Annotated in this window: 22 protein-coding genes; 18 read left to right on the top strand and 4 right to left on the bottom strand. The window is 34.1% G+C overall.

The features are described from left to right. Positions 1-245 precede the first annotated feature (245 nt). The 7 genes from PBV87_RS20680 (at position 246) to PBV87_RS20650 (ending at position 6,674) form a co-directional block, all read left to right on the top strand. Positions 246-569, top strand: a complete 324-nt coding sequence (locus PBV87_RS20680) for a hypothetical protein (protein ID WP_271013570.1) — start codon at positions 246-248, stop codon at positions 567-569. 74 nt (positions 570-643) lie between these two features. Further along, positions 644-2,059 carry a vWA domain-containing protein gene (locus PBV87_RS20675; protein ID WP_271013569.1) on the top strand — a complete coding sequence of 472 codons (1,416 nt, stop codon included), beginning with the start codon at positions 644-646 and terminating at the stop codon, positions 2,057-2,059. A 474-nt stretch (positions 2,060-2,533) separates the two neighbouring features. After that, complete coding sequence (locus PBV87_RS20670; protein ID WP_271013568.1) at positions 2,534-2,860, top strand: hypothetical protein; 327 nt, start codon at positions 2,534-2,536, stop codon at positions 2,858-2,860. A 132-nt stretch (positions 2,861-2,992) separates the two neighbouring features. Continuing rightward, on the top strand, positions 2,993-4,309 hold the full coding sequence (locus tag PBV87_RS20665; protein WP_271013567.1) for a sensor histidine kinase: 1,317 nt from the start codon (positions 2,993-2,995) through the stop codon (positions 4,307-4,309). An 83-nt stretch (positions 4,310-4,392) separates the two neighbouring features. Further along, positions 4,393-5,676 carry an urease accessory protein UreH domain-containing protein gene (locus tag PBV87_RS20660; RefSeq protein WP_271013566.1) on the top strand — a complete coding sequence of 428 codons (1,284 nt, stop codon included), beginning with the start codon at positions 4,393-4,395 and terminating at the stop codon, positions 5,674-5,676. A gap of 12 nt (positions 5,677-5,688) precedes the next feature. After that, positions 5,689-6,348 carry a response regulator transcription factor gene (locus PBV87_RS20655; RefSeq protein WP_271013565.1) on the top strand — a complete coding sequence of 220 codons (660 nt, stop codon included), beginning with the start codon at positions 5,689-5,691 and terminating at the stop codon, positions 6,346-6,348. 128 nt (positions 6,349-6,476) lie between these two features. Beyond that, positions 6,477-6,674, top strand: a complete 198-nt coding sequence (locus PBV87_RS20650; RefSeq protein WP_053985530.1) for a DUF4177 domain-containing protein — start codon at positions 6,477-6,479, stop codon at positions 6,672-6,674. Positions 6,675-6,754: 80 nt separating this feature from the next. Here the strand turns inward: PBV87_RS20650 and PBV87_RS20645 are convergent, their stop codons facing one another. Beyond that, positions 6,755-7,201 (bottom strand): GNAT family N-acetyltransferase, encoded by a 447-nt coding sequence (locus PBV87_RS20645; protein ID WP_271013564.1) that lies wholly within the window; start codon positions 7,199-7,201, stop codon positions 6,755-6,757. Positions 7,202-7,373: 172 nt separating this feature from the next. On the opposite strand from PBV87_RS20645, the gene PBV87_RS20640 reads away from it, so the two are divergent. Together PBV87_RS20640 and PBV87_RS20635 are read left to right on the top strand one after the other, a co-directional pair. Then, a complete protein-coding gene (locus PBV87_RS20640; RefSeq protein ID WP_271013563.1) occupies positions 7,374-8,273 on the top strand; it encodes a PHP domain-containing protein in 900 nt (299 codons plus the stop codon). A gap of 70 nt (positions 8,274-8,343) precedes the next feature. Further along, positions 8,344-8,916, top strand: a complete 573-nt coding sequence (locus tag PBV87_RS20635) for a hypothetical protein (RefSeq protein WP_271013562.1) — start codon at positions 8,344-8,346, stop codon at positions 8,914-8,916. Positions 8,917-8,923: 7 nt separating this feature from the next. Here the strand turns inward: PBV87_RS20635 and PBV87_RS20630 are convergent, their stop codons facing one another. The 3 genes from PBV87_RS20630 to hflK form a co-directional block, all read right to left on the bottom strand. Then, positions 8,924-10,102 (bottom strand): glycosyl hydrolase family 8, encoded by a 1,179-nt coding sequence (locus tag PBV87_RS20630; protein ID WP_271013561.1) that lies wholly within the window; start codon positions 10,100-10,102, stop codon positions 8,924-8,926. Between the two features lie 139 nt (positions 10,103-10,241). After that, entirely contained in the window at positions 10,242-11,177 is a 936-nt protein-coding gene (locus tag PBV87_RS20625) for an SPFH domain-containing protein (protein WP_271013560.1), read from the bottom strand. Further along, complete coding sequence (gene hflK, locus PBV87_RS20620) at positions 11,174-12,187, bottom strand: FtsH protease activity modulator HflK (RefSeq protein ID WP_271013559.1); 1,014 nt, start codon at positions 12,185-12,187, stop codon at positions 11,174-11,176. The genes PBV87_RS20625 and hflK overlap by 4 nt, the downstream gene beginning before the upstream one ends. 175 nt (positions 12,188-12,362) lie before the next feature. Here hflK and PBV87_RS20615 point away from each other — a divergent pair, with 175 nt between their 5' ends. The 9 genes from PBV87_RS20615 (at position 12,363) to PBV87_RS20580 (ending at position 19,467) form a co-directional block, all read left to right on the top strand. Then, positions 12,363-13,022, top strand: a complete 660-nt coding sequence (locus PBV87_RS20615) for a transglycosylase domain-containing protein (protein ID WP_271013558.1) — start codon at positions 12,363-12,365, stop codon at positions 13,020-13,022. A gap of 15 nt (positions 13,023-13,037) precedes the next feature. Next, a complete protein-coding gene (locus PBV87_RS20610) occupies positions 13,038-13,349 on the top strand; it encodes a hypothetical protein (protein ID WP_271013557.1) in 312 nt (103 codons plus the stop codon). A 48-nt stretch (positions 13,350-13,397) separates the two neighbouring features. Next, entirely contained in the window at positions 13,398-13,604 is a 207-nt protein-coding gene (locus PBV87_RS20605; RefSeq protein WP_053985522.1) for a hypothetical protein, read from the top strand. A 229-nt stretch (positions 13,605-13,833) separates the two neighbouring features. Then, entirely contained in the window at positions 13,834-14,508 is a 675-nt protein-coding gene (locus tag PBV87_RS20600) for a response regulator transcription factor (protein WP_271013556.1), read from the top strand. Further along, the gene (locus PBV87_RS20595) at positions 14,498-15,970 is read left to right on the top strand and encodes a sensor histidine kinase (protein WP_271013555.1); all 1,473 of its coding nucleotides are present in this window, start codon (positions 14,498-14,500) and stop codon (positions 15,968-15,970) included. Before PBV87_RS20600 ends, PBV87_RS20595 begins: the two co-directional genes overlap by 11 nt. A 174-nt stretch (positions 15,971-16,144) precedes the next feature. Beyond that, entirely contained in the window at positions 16,145-16,837 is a 693-nt protein-coding gene (locus PBV87_RS20590) for a polyphosphate polymerase domain-containing protein (RefSeq protein ID WP_053985519.1), read from the top strand. Positions 16,838-16,903: 66 nt separating this feature from the next. Then, on the top strand, positions 16,904-17,200 hold the full coding sequence (locus PBV87_RS22970; protein WP_330680497.1) for a hypothetical protein: 297 nt from the start codon (positions 16,904-16,906) through the stop codon (positions 17,198-17,200). Beyond that, positions 17,167-17,574 carry a hypothetical protein gene (locus PBV87_RS22965; protein WP_330680496.1) on the top strand — a complete coding sequence of 136 codons (408 nt, stop codon included), beginning with the start codon at positions 17,167-17,169 and terminating at the stop codon, positions 17,572-17,574. Before PBV87_RS22970 ends, PBV87_RS22965 begins: the two co-directional genes overlap by 34 nt. A gap of 15 nt (positions 17,575-17,589) precedes the next feature. After that, positions 17,590-19,467 (top strand): CotH kinase family protein, encoded by a 1,878-nt coding sequence (locus tag PBV87_RS20580; protein ID WP_271013554.1) that lies wholly within the window; start codon positions 17,590-17,592, stop codon positions 19,465-19,467. The last annotated feature ends 66 nt before the right edge of the window (positions 19,468-19,533 follow it).

Here is a 19,533-nt window from a genome sequence, read left to right as displayed (position 1 = left end):
CACCTATAAAGCCAGCTTAAGTCTGCCCGTGATTTTGGAGGGGAGGGCAACTTAGGCTGGCTTTTGTTGCGTTCAGGAAAGAAAGTATCTAAAGTTATTATATCGTAAAGATATAATAGAAGCATCTTTATTGAAATAGTACATCTAGAATATGAATTAATAATTATGTCGAAAGATGAACGTTTTAAAAAGTCCAAGCATAAATTATAGAGAAAGGAGTCCAAGATAAGTAGGGGGGAGCCAATGTGGAATGTATTGTAGACATAGACTTTAAAGCATGTGAAGACACTAAATATATTAATATAGCTACTCAAGCTTCTGATGAGGGTCACTTACTAACAGTTCCTGTTTATCTCTATAATGTATGTCCTTGTAGAAAAATTGTAGTAGGTGTACAAATTTTTGTAAATGGTAGGTTATATGCTTTAAAAACATGCAAAGTTTTTACTGGATATTCCCCATGCTGCAGAAAAATTTGTAAGTTTTATGTAGATGAATTTGACTTCTTGTTTACTGATGAATGTAAGGAAGATATTAAGGTGGAAGTAATGGCTCATTATATTTATTAATCTATACAGCTATTGGATATTTAAACATAACTGTCATAAGAGGCACAATAAAAAATATAAAGGAGTGATTTTAAATGGGAATTTCAGTAGCTACTAAAACAATTACACCTACAAGTATTACATGTAAGGAAAAGGCTCAGATAACTTTAGCACTTAATGCTGCACCAGATATTACAACAAATCCAGTAGATATTATGCTTGTGCTTGACCGATCAGGTAGTATGGGAGGAACTCCAATTGCTCAACTTAAGCTTGCTGCACATCAATTTGTAACAATTATTCAAGAAGCAACAAATCCAGGAGATCCTAGTCAAATAGGAGCACCTAGTAGAATAGGGATTGTTTCTTTCGCAGATAATGCAACATTGGATACTGCATTTACAAGAAATGTGAATACGTTAAATACCGCAATTGAAGCTCTTGTAGCTGGTGGTAATACGAATCACAAGGAGGCATTTGAACTTGCAACTGCTCAGTATACACCTCCTCTTACTCCTCCAAATAAAAAGATTATGATTATGTTTACAGATGGAGAAACCACTACAGGTGGTAATGCGGATCCAGCTGCAGCTGCAGCACGTGCACAAGGTATTGAGATATATGCTATAGGTTTAGGCAGTGTTAACCCTACAAATCTAAATAATTGGGCAAGCGATCCAGATAGTACACATGTACTCATTGCACCTACACCAGCGGATTTAAAACAAGCATTTGAAGATTTAGCAGCCAATATTACGAAGCCAGGCGCAACAAATATCACTGTAGTAGATACAGTAGAAGATGAATTTGAAATTCTTCCTCCAATCACTCATATAGAACCAAGTACAACTACAGCTAGTTATACTATATCTGGTAAATCTATTACTTGGAAATTAGATGTATTAGGTAAATCCACAACAGAGGCTGCAACTTTAAGTTTCTATGTAGGCTATTTAGGTTCTACCAGTGCCACGTTACCAGTAAACAGAACGGTAACCTATACAGATACTGAAGGGAATCAAGTTAATTTCACACCTAATGTGACAGAAATTACAATTACTTGTAATCCTACTTGCTGCGAAGGCTGTGATGTAGATACTTTTGAATCTATTTATTTGGATCCTTGTGAAGAAGAAGTGCATACACCACCTGTTGAAGCTGTAGTTAAACCAAATGGTAGGAGACTTTTTGTACACCTCCATGCTACTGCTTGTCAGGAAAAGGATCTTAATGTAGCTGTTTTATTAAGTGAGGTAACAAGGGATGCATCAGGTAATCTTATCGCAGAAACACCTTATGCAACTAAAGTAGTAAGAATTCCAGCAACAGGAACAACCACAGATAATATGTGTCATGATAGAGAATGTAATTGTGTAGAATTTGCAATTAATGATGATAGCACGACACAATGTGGTCAAAGAGAGTTTAGAGTAAGGACAAAAGCACATCATGTATATGCACAAACACCAACAACACCATGTCCTTGTACGTGTCCTATAACTACACCATAAGTTTAGAACTAAAATGAACGATTAGTAATTTAAACAGATTTTTATTTGTTATTAGAGATGAAGTCTTGATTTAGTGTACTTATGAAAAATTTATTTAATAACAATAAAAGCCGGCTTAAGTTGCCTTCTACTTCAAAATCATACGCAAACTTAAGCTGGCTTTTTATTGGTGACATGCTTTGATTAGATACAATTGGCAAGGCCTATAAAAAATTCTTATACTTTGTACAATAAAAAGGTTGTATTTTTAGAAGTCTTCTTCGAAATCAAGAAAGTAAATTTCTAGATTTGACATAAAAATAGAATACGTATAAAAATTCCACAAAGATGTTACTTAAACTTATGTAACATGTCAGTTTTGAGATAAAAAGCAAAACACATAATTTTTCCGTAATTATTCCATCATTCTCAGATAGTCCTCTTATATAATCCCATTATGCACTAGCAAATTCAGTGAATAGATGGAGGAACAATATGAAAGCAAAATATTTAGGTGTATTAGTTGTTGGGATAATGGCAGTAGGAAGTTTTTCATTATTTGCAAAAGGGCCAACCCCTATGAATAACACAGGTACAGTACCGGTAGAACTTACAGCTACAGTAAATAATCAAGCAGTAACGCTATCAGCAGGTGAGGATACTTATAGCAACATCTATGATGAAATGAGAGATATGATGGAGCAACAAATTGAGTTAGGTAACCTTACAGAAGAACAAGCAAAAGAGATGTTCAACTACTGTATAGAGCGTATGAGTAACAAGGGTTCTAATAGAGGTAGAAATGGCTTCGGTTGCCATTAAAAAGTAAGTAGAATCAGTTAATGTCATCTAGAGGCATTAACTGATTTTTTGTATGTGTTAAAAGGTGTTATAATAGCCATGATTGGCATACTAAGTCATATCCAAAATAATAAGTAAAAGGAAGCTAAATGAATGAAGAAGATCACAAGGTTAAACTATCAGTTGTTTTTGACGGTTTGTGTAATCATTATAGGAAGTATTGTTGTCTTTTGTACCATCTTGCCAAGCACAATGCGATACTTTTTTGATAATAGAATATTTAATCATATAGTAGAAGTCCAAAGTCAACTAGGTCAAGAAGGACTTGAAAAGTATAATGGATATGATGGCATCTACCATATCTTATATAGTCAATTAGAGACAAATATTGATGAAGATATAACAGAAGATTTATTGCATCAAAGATTAATGTATAAAGAATTCTTTTTGCAGATGGATGACAAAGCAGTTGCCGAGCAGAAACCACTTGGAATGTATAAGTATGTACAAGGGCATGAAGTGATTTATTATGTGATTAATACCCAATATGAAGGAGATATCCTTATTTCATATAAAATAGAGACCAATTATTCCATGCTATCTAATCAGCTCTTTATGAATGTACTTATGATTATTGGTATCACTATAGGTATTATCTTGATTATCTTTTACAAATGGAATGCTAGACTGATTAATAATCTTAAAGATATTCAATTTAAGCTAGATGAAATAGGTGAGGGAAATTTAAATAATCCTATAAAAACAGATCATTATACTGCTGAGTTTCAAGAAGTGATGACCTCACTAGAAACGATGCGTCAAAAACTTTATGAGAATGACCAAGTAAAGCAAGATATGATTCACAATATATCTCATGATTTAAAGACGCCATTATCGGTGATCAAAAACTATGCAGAAGGGATTATTGATGCAGTTTATCCTTATGGTACAGTAGAAGAAACAGCTCATGTTATCTATGATCAAGCAGACCGCTTGCAAAGAAGAGTACAAAGTCTTCTCTATTTAAATCGCTTAGAATATATTAAAAGTCAAAAGGAGATTCCTGATACTTTTAAAATGAAAGACTTGGTCCTTGAAGTTGTAGGGTATATGCAAGACCGAGAGGAGCCTTTATATATTGAAAGTGATTTAGATGAGTCCTATTTCCTTGGAGATACAGAAAAGTGGCGCATTGTCATAGAAAATTTGTTAGATAATGCCAAACGCTATGCGAAGAGCCAAATTAGGATTATAGTTAAAGATGGTGTCTTTTCTATGTACAATGATGGTCCACCTATTGAAGCGAGTATGAATGGAAGTTTATTTAATCCCTTTGAGGTAGGCAAAGGTGGCGTAACAGGTCTTGGGCTTTCCATTGTGAAAAAGACTGTAGAACTCTATCAATATGAGATTACCTTTGTCAATGAACGAGGTGGGGTAACATTTAAGATTACTAAGCAAATCACATAATTATTCCATATTTACTTAGTAATTACACCAAACTATTTTGTTAGAATAGCTCTATTCAATCCAATAATAGTTGAGGTGAAACAATGAATAAGGTATATAAAGTATGTGGCATAACGTGTAGCCAGTGCAAAGAAAAGATAGAAAAAAATTTAAGTAATAAAAAAGGGATTCAAAAGGCACAAGTGCAGTTGAAAACTAAAAGTTTAGAGATAGATTATGATCCGCGTCAAATTAGGTTACAAGAAATCAAAAAGATTTTAGAAGTACTTGGCTATGAACTTATGGAAGAGCTGGAAAGTCAGGAGGAAAAGCCTAAAAAGGTATGGATGTTAGCGGGAATAGCAATACTCCTGTTCTTAATCATAAGTAGCATTGTTCCTGATTTTTCTACACTTTTAACAGGAGGTAATAGCCTAAGTCTGATCATGTTATTTATTATAGGTATGACAACCTCTTTCCACTGTATATCCATGTGTGGGGGGATTGCATTATCTCAAGTAACAAGCGAAAAGGACAACTTTAAAAGAAATATCTTATATAATATAGGAAGAATTATTTCTTATACACTTCTAGGAGGTATAGTAGGAGCCGTTGGGGCAGGGATAACTTTAGGGAATACTTTTTTTGCAGTCGTACCCATTGTACTTGGTTGCCTTATGGTTATAATAGGGTTAAATAATGCAGGCGTTGTAGCGTTAACAAATCTTAAGTTCATGCAACACTTGAACTTAAAATTGTCAAAGATAAGGTATCAGCTCAGTCATGATAGAGGGCCATTTATATTAGGGCTTGTAAACGGACTTATGCCTTGTGGGCCTCTTCAGATGATGCAGATTTATGCCCTTGGTACAGGAAGTTTTATACAAGGTGCATTAGCAATGTTAGCTTTTAGTTTAGGTACAGTGCCACTTATGTTAGGATTGGGTGTATTTATTAACAAGCTATCTGTTGGATCAAAAACATTGGTCTTTAAAATGGGAGGCTACTTAGTTATAGTCTTAGGTATAAGTATGATGTTAAATGGATTAACAACAGCAGGTATTAATACAGCACTAGCTAGTGGAAATAGTTTAGATAATCGTAATGTTATCATGGAAGATGGTTATCAGGTTGTAAATATTGATGTAGGTCCTAGAAGGTATGAGGATATTGTGGTACAAAAGGATATCCCTGTAAGACTTAAAATGAATGTAAAACCTGGAAATTTAACGGGCTGTAACTATGCAGTTAATATTCCAGAGTACGAAATATTTGCTTCACTTCAAGAAGGAGAAAATGTATTTGAGTTTATGCCAACAGAAGAAGGGAACTTTATGTATTCATGTTGGATGGGAATGATCAGAAATACCATTACAGTTGTGGAGTAGGAGGAAGTTCTGATGGAAATTCGTATTGGATTAGTGGAAGATGAAAAAAATCTAAATGATATTATCAAGAGTTATTTAGAAAAAGAAAATTATAAAGTTTTTGCTTTTAATAGCGCAGAATCAGTTAGTGAAGTAATAGAAGAGGACATGCATATATGGATCTTAGATATTATGTTACCAGGTAAAAGTGGTTTTGAATTGATGGATGAACTCAAGCAAATAGATCCTAAATTACCCATTATACTGATTTCAGCGAGAGACCAAGATTTTGACAAAATACTAGGGTTAGAAAAAGGTGCAGAAGACTATATTGCCAAACCTTTTTCGCCTAAAGAGCTTGTACTACGTGTCAAAAAAATTATCGATCGATGCTATAAGTCAGAAGATACAGGAATTATTGCCGGATACAAAATAGACTTTAATACCCATAAAGTATATGACCAAGAGGCACTCTTAGATTTATCTAGTAGAGAGTATAAGTTACTCGTGTTGATGTACAATAATATAGGAAGACCTTTTACGCGCGACGAAATTTTGAATAACATTTGGGAAAGAGACTACTTTGGAAGTGACCGCGTAGTTGATGATTTGATGAGAAGGTTAAGAAAGAAAATGCCAAGGCTTCAGGTAGAGACAATCTATAGATATGGCTATAGAATGGAAGATAAATAAATTAAAGTTGTATACAATATATAAGATAGATTAAGGTATAAATAGATTCTAGATTGCTGACACTAAAATATGAAGTATGAGAGATTAAGTAGTATAGTGTCCCTAAATAAAAGGAAGGAGCAATCAAAATGGAATGGGAATACAAAACAATAGCCTTTGATCAATTTGTGAACGAGAAGAATGAGTTAAGTATTGAAGAGCATTTAAATGCATACGGAAAAGAAGAATGGGAACTTGTCAATATGCATGAACCTAAAATGCAAGCTTATGGGCAACCTAACAAATTGGATGAAAGTTTTATGGTATTTAAAAGACCTAGAAAGTAACAAATACTTATAAATAGATTAAAAGGTATGAATAAGACTGAAGCAGCTAAGGAGAGCTGCGACAGTCTTATTTTTTGTATTTAGAGGTTTAAAACATAAATACAGTAGTCTTCAATATTTTCACGGTAGAAAAAGCAGTCAGTAGGGATTTTAGAGATTTCTTTAAAGGTTGCTTGAGTCATTTCTATAATTTTTCTAGAGGCTTTATTAGAAACCTTACAAGTAATATTAAGTGTATGCATATGATGTGCTCGAGCAACAGTAAGAACAAGTAGAATGGCATAATATGAATAGTGATGGCCTCGGTAGGCTTTGTCAATTTCATAACCAATGTGCCCGTTATAATAGGCATGGTAGTTATTACCGATGCGTATACTTATTTTACCTATCAAATCTCCAGTAGAATTTTCATAGATATCATAATAATAAAAAGGTAAGAATACATCATTACCTTGGACTTTTTCGGTGATTTTTAGAGTTACTTGTGCATTTGAAAGTGTATCGAACTGATTGAAAAAAGTAAACATTTATATCTCCCCCTAAATGTAAAAAATTAAATAATATATAACGGCTATATAATGTACAACTGTTATAGTCTATAAATATTTATATTTATTTGAATAAACCTAGGTTATTATTATAGCATGAAGTAGATAAGATAGAGTATGATGTGCAAACGAAAAGTAAGGAGGTTGGAAGATGAATAAATTTATTGATTTACATATGCATAGCCTTTATAGTGATGATGGTGAATTTTCACCCAGTGAATTAGTGAGAAAATGTAAGGATAAGGGCATACGTATTATGGCTATTGCAGACCATAATAGCGTAAGGGGTGTACATGAGGCAAAAGAGGTGGCAAAGACTCATGGGATTCAATATATTACAGGAATAGAGATAGATTGTACTTACAAAGCAATCAATCTACATATTTTAGGATATGGTATAGGTACAACTGGTGAGGACTTTACTAAAATAGAAGAAAATATAATGCAGCAAGAATTAAAAAGTTCTAGGAAGAAGCTTGAATTAACCAATCAGTTAGGGTTTAATATTTATCAAGAAGACTTAGATAAGTTAAGTAGCAACGGTATTTATACAGGAGAAATGTTTGCAGAAGTTTTACTCAATGATGTGAGATATAGAGAAAATGAGTTATTAAAGCCTTATCGTAGAGAAGGTATAAGAAGCGATAACCCTTATGTGAATTTTTACTGGGATTATTATGCTAAAGACAAACCTTGCTATACAGAAATTATTTATCCTACATTAGAAGAAACTTTGGGACTTATTAAAAAGAATGGTGGTGTTGCTGTACTTGCTCATCCTGGACAAAACTTAAAAGGACACTATGAAGTGTTTGATGAGCTAGTTACAAAGGGGATACAAGGCGTAGAAGTATTTAGTAACTATCATGATGAAGAGACTATTAGATTTTTCTTAGATAAAGGGAAATCATCTCATTTGTTGATAACATGTGGCAGTGATTATCATGGTAAGACAAAGCCAGCTATTGAGTTAGGTGAAACACGTTGCACAATCAATGAATATGAAATAGAGCAACAATTGAAGCAAATAGGATTGATAGAGAAATGCTAAAAGTAACAGCATATTAAGTAATTTTGTGGTACTTAGTATGATAAGATACATGAAAGTTAGGAGAGAGCATATGAGATTTTACCATGGGTCTAAGGTTCCAGACATTGAGGTACTCAAACCAAGTATTTCAAATCATGGCAAGCCATGGGTGTACTTGACTAGTAGAAGAGCCAATACACTTGTCTATTTGAGCAATGCAGTTGAAAAGTTCCATAGAGAGCAGAAAATAGAGCATAAAGGGAAATTTTATACATGGGCAAGTTATGGATTTAATAAAGAAGGTATTTTAGTTATAGAAGAATACTACCCACAGGCTACTGAAGAAACCTATAAAGGTGAAGGAGGATTTATTTATTGCGTAGATTCAGTTCAAAATTATAGTAAACAAGAAGATATTCCTTTTGCCTTTATAAGTGAGCAGCCGGTAGCTGTTACAAGTTTTGAATACATATCTGATGTCTATGAAGAAATGCTAAGGCTAGAACAATTGGGTGAGATAATCATCAAAAGGTATGAAGCCCATTCTAAAGAAAAGTTAGAGTGGATAGAAAAGGTGATACAGGAGGATTTTATGCAGCATCAAGATAGACAAGACTACATCACCTTTTTAAAAGGAAAATTTAAGTTTTTGAATAAGGGATAAAAGATATTTATATAGGAGATAACCAATTCCCTGTTGCAATAATCATGGCAATAAGTTTAAGGGTATTTTCATAAAAAGTACATTCATCTATAGGTTTAGCTAGAAGCGTATTCCAGAGAGACAAAATCCACGCATCATTACCTTTTTCAGCGATAGCACTGACTAAAAAAGGTGCAATAAAGGCAAGGTTATTTGGTTCACCAAAGCCGTCACCTGGTATACCATTTGCAATGTAATAACCTGATACAATTTGTGAAGGCATGCCTTTTGTTTTCTTTTTTATCCATTGATTAAGTAGATGAACTTCGTAAGAGGTAGGCGAGTGGAAGAGGATAGAGTTCATAGCATACCGCCAAGGCGTACGACAACTATTATAGAAGTAATCCCCGTCATGAAGAGATTCGAGGACTTGTGATGTAGGAGCCATATAACTTTTTCCTTCCTTTTTAAAGAAGTCAGGCATAAGACCATTTGTTTTACTTTGTCTTGTAAGTTGACCGTCGATAATATGGTTTATGCGAGAAAGGACCTGTAGCCAGCGACGTTTATTTTTGAGGTCTACTTGAGCAAAAATTTTAATAAGGTAACCCATAAAGTCAGAACTTCTTGTAACATATTTAAAGTCATTTTCTTGGAGACCAGAGACCCAATCACCAAGGTAGAGAATAGAATCCTTTGGACTGACACAACTTGTCATCAAGGCCTGGATATGAAGACGTGCTTCCTGGAGGTAATCTATGTCCTTATCTTGTTCCCAGAGTCTATGTGCTAAGAGGAGTCCGTAACTGATATCCATATCTCCATCAGTGGCGGATGAAGTATCTGAAGTTGCATTGATAATATGGCCATCAGGTGTCATAATCTGTTGCCAGGCCATAAGATGAGGATTGTAGAAGCTAGGATAGTGTTGAATATAACGATATAGGGCATGAAAATGATGTTTTGCATTAGGATCAAAGATACTCATCATAGGGAAAATGAACATGCCATATCCCATAGCTTCTGAACAAGTGACAGCAGGTAGAAGATTAGGTTGATCCAAGGTGTAAAAGAGATATTGTTGAGTTGGATAAGTATTAGACACTGTACGAAGGTAACGTTCTTTCCACTCAGAATAAAAAGAGATAAGAGAGGCATTTAGCCCCTCAGGAGAGTATGTTTGTAATAGAATGTTGTTATAAAGCATATGTAAACTCCTTTAAATCAATATATTTAAATATATGCAAGCTGTTCACTAAGATAACTTTAAAGAAGATATACTATATAAAAAGAATGCTCCAATGAGTACATGAGACTCATTGGAGCATTCTTTTTATATTTAACATTTAGCGATAGCCGTTGATATAATCTAAGAATTCATTCTCTTGACCAATGAAGATTGTTTGATTTTTTAAATCTTTATATGCATTCATACGTTGGATAAAGCGATAGAAGTCTAGATCTTTTGTTAAAGAAGCTTGGTAGATTTCAAGGGCTTGCTTTTCAGCTTCAGCACGGATAACCGCACTTTCTTCTACAGCTTTTGCAATGATTTCTTTTTCAATACGATTGGTTTCAGAAGTGGATTTAGTATAGTAGGCATCCCCTTCAGCACGTAGGCGTTCGCTTTCTTTTTGAATTTCTTTACTCATTTTGTCTTCTATACTTGCAATATTGGATTGAGGGAAGTTTTTGCGGTAGATTCCGATATCAGCAACTTCTATACCATATTGAACAACGAGTGTTTTATTTAATTCCTGACGGCGTTCTTCCATCATCTTAGACATAATCTCGTCATCAAAGAATTGGTCAAAAGTGAGTTTATTAGCAGATTGAATAACAACAGGATAGACATTATCGTCCATAAGCTGATTAAGCTTATTCAAAGAGCCAACTTTCATTTTGTATACAGCAGGGTTTTCAATACGGTATTGAGCATACATTTGAATGTCTAATTTTCTACTATCGCTTGTATTGATGGTTTCAGGCGTAGAAGTATAAGTGAGGTATTTGGCAATATATTTTTCTACTTCATCAATAAAAGGTAATTTGAAAAGTAGGCCACGTTCGGTAATCATTTTTACATCTTTTAAGGATTCATAGGTATTAAGTCCTTTTGAAACAACATCTTGCTTTTCTGTACGAATAACAGTTGCTTTAAGGGCGCCAAAGCGTTCAATAGTTGCAACTTCATCAGGTTCTATGATATAGATGCTATTAGCGAGTCCAATGAGTAAAACAGCGCCAATTATACCAAGTGTTACTTTGAATTTAGTTTTCATTGTCCCTCACCTCCCTCTGTTGGGATATTGTAGAATTTGAGTAGATTATTATCTTGTGTTTGGTCAATAACAAGTTTATTATTTTTTAGAATTTCTTGCATGGCATCCAGATAGTATTTTTCTTTAACGACCTCTGGATTTTTTACATATTGGCTATAAAGGGCTTCAAATTCTGCTACATCTGCATTGGCATTAGCAATCACTTCAGCACTATACCCTTTAGCATCTTCATATAATTTAGTAGCTTCGGCTTTGGCTGTCGGAAGGACTGTGTTTGCATATTTTTGCGCCTCTTCTTCACGACCTTGTTTGTACTGATTAGATTCTTCGACTTTTTGACGTGTTTCTTCTACAGCCGGAAGAAGAGAAACGTTTTGAGTGGTTACTTGAACAATCTTGATCCCAGTGTTGTATTTATCCAATTTCCTTTGGAATTTAGGTAGAATGGCTTCATCAATCAATTCTTTGTTTTGAAGTGCTTCATTAATAGAGAAGCTTGGAAGGGTATTACGAATGACATCCTCTAAAGCAAGACGCATGGTTCCTTCAATATCATCTACTTCGTAGAGATAGTTGATGGGATCATTTACTTGGTAACGTACAATCAGATTAAGTAAAATAATAGAAGCATTGTTGCTTTTAGCTTCTATAATAACTTGTTCCTCAGCGTTTTCATCTGCATAAGTAGGATCTTGCAGGGGTGTGCCAGGTTGAGCTGTACGATAGCCATATTCCATTTTATGTATGCTCTGTACATCGACTTTTTGGACTTTATCAATGAAAGGTACCTTAAAGTGAATACCAGCTTGTTCATTTACACCAGTAATGGCACCAAAGCGTGTAATAACGGCTACTGTACCTGTTGAAAGTCGATAAACAGAACCAAGAATAAGAATAGCACCTATAAATACAGTGGCTAAAATCATTGCAATGTGAGTAATAGGCTTCATAAAATCTTTAGGCGGTTTAGGATTTGGAATATCAATGATGATATTATCTTCCTCTTGCATAGAATCATCTCCTTTAATTGTTTAATAATATAAATTATAGGGTAAGATTATAAAGTATTTATTAATTTCAGTAAACTAATCTTAAGAAAATGTAAGGTTTTTGTTAGATAAATAAGGCTGATTTTTAAGAATTAATTGATATAATGAATTTATCCTAAAAATGAGGAGGGGTTACGTGAGAAAAATAATAGGACGTTTATTTAAAATGAGCATGATTTTAGGACTTAGTCTTATCTTTTTATTAATGAGTGCAGGCTATGTAGGCTATACAGATAAAATAGAAGAAATACCCTTAGAAGAAAAAGTTAAAACGATCCAACAAGACCCAGACTATGTAACACTTGACCAGATAGATGAGCAATTTTTGAATGCCATAGTGGCAACTGAAGATAGACGTTTTTATAACCATGGTGCAATGGATGTCATTTCACTGACGCGTGCAGTACTGACCAATTTAGTAGAAGGTAAATTTGTACAAGGTGGCAGTACGATTACGCAACAACTTGCAAAGAATATGTATTTTTCAAGTGATAAGACAGTGATGCGTAAAATAGAAGAACTTTTTATGGCTTTTAATTTAGAAAGAGACTATAGTAAAAAAGAAATACTTGAAATGTATGTCAATATTATTTACTATGGGGATGGTTATACAGGTATCAAAGAAGCTTGTGAAGGGTATTTTCAGAAAATGCCAAAAGAGTTAAGCTTTGATGAAGCTACTTTACTTGCAGGGCTTCCACAAGCACCTAGCCGTTATGCTTTAAGTACCAATTATACAGAAGCTAAAAAGAGACAAAGTCAAGTAATTGCGTGTTTAAGCGATTATGGATTATAAAGGAGAATAAAATAGATGAAAGTATTTGAAACGAATCTAGAAGCAAGACCGATTAAAAGAGGTGAGGATACAGATTATTTTATAGAAACCTTTTCTTATCCATTAAATCTTGAAATGGATCATGCACTCACTTCTAGAATTCAGTTTCCCATGTCACGTGCTGTCTTGGTACGTACATCACCTTATAGTAGTAAAGTAACGGTGCATATTATGAGAGACGTAGATTTGCGTTCAAGCTTTGCAAATTTTGAGTTAGAATTAAAAGACCATCAATTATCTTTGCAAAAAGAAGAAGGTTATATTCAAATGAGTATAAAAAAGCGATAGAATGTGTATAATAGTGTCATCTAAAACTCTACTCAAAGGATGATTGCTATGACATTTGATGATATGAAAAAAACCGCAAAAAAAGGCTTAAAAGATGCTGTAGATGCAACTAAACTTACAGCTGAAAACTTAAGCTATGAAGTAAAACATGAGCTTAACAAAGAACGTATTCAAAATAAAATGGATAATGTTCAAGAAGCTTATCATGAACTTAAAGAAGAAGTGAAACAAGAATTTAAAGACCGTTTTCAATAATATATAGCAAAGGGACGTTACCTTCTGGTAGCGTCCCTTTGCTATATATTAAGAAGATAGAAAATGATGTGTTGTATAGATGCTTTTATAGAATGCTTAGCTTGATAAGTGGGTTGGAGAAATAAGCAAACTTCTAGAAGCGTTCGACAAAGCTTCACACAATCATCACATAAACTTTTTTTCTTATTGTATAATAAAGAAAAGAGATTTGAAGAAAGAGGAAAGTGTGATGTATAAGTTATTAGTAGTAGATGATGAGATGAAAATTCGTGAGATTATAAAAAAATATGCTATTTTTGAAGGTTATGATGTTATAGAAGCAAGTGATGGGATGGAAGCTGTTGAAAAATGTAAGCAAGAAACCTTTGATCTTATTGTTATGGATATTATGATGCCTGAATTAGATGGTTTTTCTGCATGTAAGGCGATTCGTAAGTTTTCAAATACACCAGTTCTGATGCTTTCTGCACGTGGCGAAGAATATGATAAAATTCATGGTTTCGAAATAGGGATAGATGACTATGTAGTGAAACCTTTTTCCCCAAAAGAATTAATGATGCGTGTGCAAGCCATTATTAAACGTAGTCAGGCTGCACAAGTAGATACACAAAAAGAAATCATTAAGTTTGAAGGTTTAACCGTAGACTTTACTGGGCGTCTAGTCTATATAGATGGAGAGAAAATAGAAATGTCTCCTAAAGAGTATGAGTTATTTTTTTACTTAGTAAGAAATAGAGGAATTGCCTTAAAAAGAGAGCAACTCATCAATCAAGTATGGGGGTATGACTTCTATGGAGATGATAGAACATTAGATACACATATTAAACTTTTGCGCAAAAGCTTGGGTACATATAGTCATTATATAGTAACCCTTAGAGGAGTGGGATATCGTTTTGAAGCATAAACAACACAGTATTAAATGGGAACTTTATGGCTATTTAGTAGGATTTGTAGCTGTTATGATTGGCATCTTATGGATGTTCCAAGTGGTTTCTCTAGAACGCTTTTATAAAATGATAAAAATACAAAGCATTAAGAAATCAGCAGACACTATCTCAAAAAATATTGAACATGAAGATTTAGAAACCTTAATTAGGCAATTAGCAAGGCAAAATGATATAGTCATCAAAATTGTTGATAAAAGTGGTAATGTACTCTACGGAGCAGATGGAAGCCCAGATTCTATACTGACTCATATGTCAAGAGCGGAGTTATATGAGTATTACCAAGCGCTCGAAAATGATGGGGGAAGTAATCTTAAATATTTTACAAAAGAAGACTTTATGAAAAATCATGGGATATTTATAGATGAAAAGAAAGGAACTATACAAAATTTTCCTCCTCCTAAAAAGCAGCAAATGTTTGAGAGCATCTTATATTCACAATTGATTACAAGAAAGGATGGAAGCCAAGTTGTCGCCTTGCTTAATACCAATATTACACCTATCGATGCAACAGTAGATACATTACGCATTCAACTTATTTATATTACGATAATCTTACTCTTTATAGCTGTTGGGTTAGCACTATGGATTTCAAAGAAAATTTCTAAACCTATTATACAGATTAATGAATCAGCTCATGATTTAGCAGCAGGGAAATATGAAACCCGTTTTGAAGGTAACGGCTATTTAGAGATACAAGAGCTTAGCAATACGCTAAACTATGCAGCGACGGAGTTATCAAAAGTAGAAGGATTAAGAAGAGAACTCATTGCCAATGTATCTCATGACTTGAAGACACCTCTTACAATGATTATAGGTTATGGTGAAATGATGCGTGACTTACCAGGAGAAAATACACCTGAGAATGTACAAATTATTATTGATGAAGCAACTAGACTAAACATTTTAGTCAATGATATTTTGGATCTTTCTAAGTTACAAGCTGGAACCATGCAATTGACAATGGAACCATTTAATTTAACAGAAAGCATCAAACATATTATGAAAAGATATGAAAAGTTAACAGAACAAGAAGGATACGATATTCAGTTTGGTTATGATGGAGCTATTGATATAGAAGGGGATGAAATCAAACTGACCCAGGTTATTTATAATCTGATTAACAATGCCATTACTTATACAGGAAAAGATAAAAAGATTCAAGTTAGACAAATAAGTAGTGAGGAGAGGGTGAGAATAGAAGTTATTGATACAGGAGAAGGAATAGAAGAAAGTCAATTGCCTTATATATGGGAACGCTATTACAAGGTAGATAAAACACACAAACGTGCGGCTATTGGTACAGGACTAGGCTTATCTATTGTTAAAAATATCTTAGAAGCCCATGATGCAAGGTATGGTGTCATAAGTCATGTTGGAGAAGGCAGTACATTTTGGTTTGAACTCAATCGAATAAGATAGGGAGCTGTTGTGATCAATGCAACAGCTCCTTTTATATGATTTGAAAGCGTCTTTTACTTTTTATATAAAGATAGAAGATTTTCTATATATAACACAAGTAATTTTCAGCATATGTTCAGCCAACCATCACATAAGGAGGTTAGAATATTTCTAGCAAGGAAAGGTGGTGAGAGTATGCAACAAGACAAGCTAAAATTTAGACATGAATTAAAATTTACAATTAATAGAGTAGACTATTATACCCTTATAAGTAGACTAAGAGCTGTGACGAAACCAGATGCCAATGTAGATGTGAATGGTAGCTATAAGATTCGAAGCCTCTATTTTGATAATATTCATGACAAAGCCTTAAGAGAAAAAATTGATGGCGTGAATAATAGAGAGAAGTTTCGTATCCGTTATTATAATGACGATTTTTCCTATATTAAACTAGAAAAAAAGAGTAAGTTAAATGGACTTTGTAATAAGCAAGCTACATCTATTACCAAGATACAGTGTGAATATTTGTTAGATGGAGAGATCGAATGGATGAAGTATACACAAAATCCACTTATGTTAGAGCTTTATACCAAAATGCATTATCAACAGCTTAAACCTAAAACATTAGTAGATTATAAAAGAGAGCCTTTTATATATAAGCCAGGCAACGTACGTATTACTATTGATCAAGATATTCGTACAGGCCTTTATGCAAATGATCTATTCAATTTAGAAACACCTATGATTCATACTGATACACAAGATACGATTATTCTAGAAGTCAAATATGATGATTTTATTCCAGAAATCATCACAGATATTGTACAACTAGAAAGTAGAAGAAGTGGCGCTTTTTCAAAATATGCAGTCTGTAGAATGTATGGATGATTAAACAAAAAAGAGTTAAGTAAAGAGCTAGAGAATAAACGAGATAGGATGTAGGAGGGAAATAGAATGACATTTAACGATGTTTTTAAATCAAGCTTTTTAGACAAGGTATCATCTTTTTCCATGATGGATATGGTGCTAGCACTAAGTCTTGCTTTTGTACTAGGATTATTTATTTTTATGGTTTATAAGAAGAGTTTTAATGGTGTAATGTATTCAGCAAGCTTTGGGGTATCACTGATGGCGATGACTATGATTACCACATTAATTATTCTAGCGGTTACATCAAATGTTGTACTGTCATTAGGAATGGTAGGGCGCTTTCTATTGTGCGTTTTAGAACAGCGATCAAAGAGCCTTTAGATATAGCATTTTTATTTTGGTCAATTACTGTAGGAATTGTATTAGGTGCAGGGCTTATTCCACTTGCAGTATTTGGGTCGATTTTTATCGGTATCATTATGATTTTATTTGTGAATAAAAAGACTTCTGATAACCCCTATATTTTAGTTGTAAATTGTAATGATGAACAAGTAGAAGAATATGTACAAAAAGCAATTACCGAGAGTGTTAAAAAACATATGGTTAAATCAAAAACAGTTACCGCACATCAAATCGAGCTTACAATTGAAGTACGCTTAAAAGATGCTACGACACAATTTGTGAATAGAATTTCAGAAATCGCAGGTGTAAAAAGCGCAGTTCTTGTAAGTTATAACGGCGACTACATGGGATGATAGGTGGGGATAAGTGTGATAACCAACCGAAACTTAAATAGATGGATTGGAATAGGGCTAAGCATTGTATGCTTTTGCCTATTGTTAGCTATATTGTATCAACCAAGTATAGAGGTAAGTACAAGTTTAGAAGTACCTCTATATGAAACTAAACTATTTAACCAAAATCAAGTGAGTATAATCGATGTCCAAATTGAACAATCTGAATGGGATGAGATGATAGAAAGTGCACTTGAGGAGAACTATGTAAAATGTAATTTAGTTATAAATGGTGAGACATACTATAATGTAGGGATTCGAGCAAAAGGAAATAGCAGTTTATCTCAAGTAGCGAGTGATCCAGATACAGATCGAGTAAGTTTCAAGATTAAGTTTGATAAATATGTCAAAGGACAAAACTATTATGGACTTGATAAATTTGTTTTAAATAACAACTTTATGGATGCCACAAGTATGAAAGAGTATTTATCCTATGAGATTATGGATTACATAGGTGTTGTTAATCCATTACATGCATATACACAAATTACAGTAAATGGTGAACCTTGGGGGCTTTATTTAGCAGTTGAGGCACTAGAACAATCTTTTGCAGATCGTAATTTTGGTAGTGATTACGGGCAGCTTTATAAGCCAGAAACAGTAGGAATGGGCGGTGGAGGCAAAGAGGGTGGGGATAAAATGGAACGCCCTGATGGGCAGGAACCAATACCTGGTGTTCAGGAGATGCCAGAAGGCAGTCAAGGCCAAATGGGCAACGGACCAACGATGCCAGAAGGCAGTCAAGGCCAAATGGGCAACGGACCAACGATGTCAGAAGGCAGTCAAGGCCAAATGGGCAATGGACCAACGATACCAGCAGGTGGTGAAGGCCAAATGATACCACCTGACTTTGAGGGAATGCCACAAGGGAATGGCGGTTTTGGTGGAAATGGTGGTGGAAGTGACTTAGTCTATAGCGATGACCAAGTTGAAAGCTATAGCAGTATCTTTGAAAGTGCAGTATTTAAAACTACATCAGAAGATGAAGAGCGCGTGATTACAGCTCTTAGAAATCTTAATGATGGAACAGATTTAGAACAATATGTAAATGTAGAAAGTGTTTTAAAGTATTTTGCAGCAAATACTTTTGTTGTCAATTTAGATAGTTATGTAAGCAGTATGAAACATAATTATTATCTTTATGAAGACAATGGGCAGTTAAGTATGTTACCTTGGGATTATAATTTGGCTTTTGGCGGTTTCCAAGCAGGTACAGCATCTTTAGCCGTTAACTTCCCTATAGATACACCCATTTCAGGTGTAGATTTATCAGAACGCCCTATTATAGGAAAGCTATTAGAGGTAGAAGTTTATAAAGAACTGTACCATACCTATTTGCAACAGATTGTAGAAGAATATATAGGCAGTGGATTATATGCTCAAACGATTAAGCAGGTTCAAAATCTTATAAGTCCGTATATAAAGGAAGATCCTACAGCATTTTATACTTATGATGAATATGTGAAAGCAGTTGCTACACTAAAACAATTTGGCATTTTAAGAGCAGAAAGCGTTAAAGGACAACTAAACGGAACCATTCCATCGACTACAGAAACACAAAAAGAAAAGAACCATTTACTTGTAGATGCAAGTTTAATTAACCTAGAGGTGATGGGAACACAAGGTGGTGGAATGGATAAAGATGGTGGTGGACGCTTAATGGGAATGCCTACAGATGGTAGTATAAGTAACAAAACCAATCAAAGGCCAGTAGATCAACAAAAGGGTGGACCTATGCCAAATCAAATACCTGCTAAATCTGATACGAGTAGTTTAATGATAAATGTTGTAGCTATGACAGCTTTATTAGGTGCATTAGTGTATGTTTGGGCATTTAAAAAGCGAAAAAGATAGATAAAAGATTAAAGTGTCAGTAGTCAACGTACCAAAAAGCAGTTGATTACTGGCATTTATTTATTT

It is taken from the genome of Holtiella tumoricola, assembly GCF_027857615.1.
GTDB classification, from domain to species: Bacteria; Bacillota; Clostridia; order Lachnospirales; family Cellulosilyticaceae; genus Holtiella; species Holtiella tumoricola.
This window is presented reverse-complemented; position numbering and strand designations above follow the sequence as displayed.